General features: G+C 70.9%; 1 pseudogene. It reads right to left on the minus strand.

Features of this window, described 5'->3' with window-relative positions:
- A pseudogene (locus BLR51_RS27975) lies at nucleotides 1–1,028 on the minus strand (phage tail tape measure protein); the annotation flags it as partial.

Below are 1,028 nucleotides of genomic sequence, written 5' to 3' on the forward strand. Positions count from 1 at the left end.
GGGCGTTCGGTGGCGATGTCGCGGGACAGGTCCAGCGTCTGCTGTTCGGTGTCGCGCAGGGCCGCGACCCGGCCCTCCACCTCGGCCAGAGTGGTGACATTTTCGCGGAAGCCCTCATTGGTCTCGGCGCGCAGCTGGGTGCCGGCCACGGTGGCCTCCTCGATCGCGGTCTTCAGATCGGCATAGGCCGCGCGCAGATCGGCCTCGCCGCCGGCGCGGTCGATGGCGGCGAGCTCGTCGCGGAAGATCCCCGCCTCCTCGGCCATGCCGCGCAGCGCCTCGAGGGCGTCATTCTCGGCCAGCCCCTCGCCCGAGGCGAGGATCCCGGCCAGCTGTTCGGCGAGATCGGCAAAGGCGGGACCGATGGCCTGCACCTGCGAAAAGCTGTCCATAAACGCGCTGGCGGAGATCTCGAGCCGCCCGGCCTGTTCGGCCATCTTCGCAAGATCGGTGAGGAAGCGGTTGGACGGCATGCCGGGCATCGGCGCACCGCTCTGCAGATTGGTTTTGAACAGCGCCCGGTAGCGCCCGGCAAAATCGTCAAACCCGTCGCGGTCGAAGAAGGCCCCGGTCATGCTGCTGCGCGCGGCTTTCAGCTCGCGTTCGGCATCCGACAGCGCCTGCACCAGCCCGGCGCGGGTCTGGCTAAGCATCTGCTGGGTGGCCGCCGAGACCTCGCCGCCAAGGCTGCGCTGTTCCTCTGCGGCGCGGCGGCTCGCCTCCTGATAGGCGTCGAGCGCGTCGGCGGCCTTGCGGGCGGCCACATCGGCGCGGTCGACGGCATCGGCGGCGCTGTCGGTGTCGATGCCGAAGGCTACGATCGAGGCGGCGGTGAGCGCGAGCGATAGCGGCCCGCCCAGCACCCCGGTCAGGGCCCGGGCGGCAAGGCCAAAGCGGGTCAGCGGAGCCACCGCGCGACCGGCGGCGGTGCCAACCCCAGTGGTCGCCCCGGCAATCTCGATCAGCGCCGCCTTCATCGCCACGCCCCGGGCGACCACCAGCGTCATGCCCTTGCCCACCAGATAGGT

Origin of the sequence: Salipiger marinus (assembly GCF_900100085.1) — a bacterium.
In the GTDB taxonomy this organism is placed as follows: Bacteria; Pseudomonadota; Alphaproteobacteria; order Rhodobacterales; family Rhodobacteraceae; genus Salipiger; species Salipiger marinus.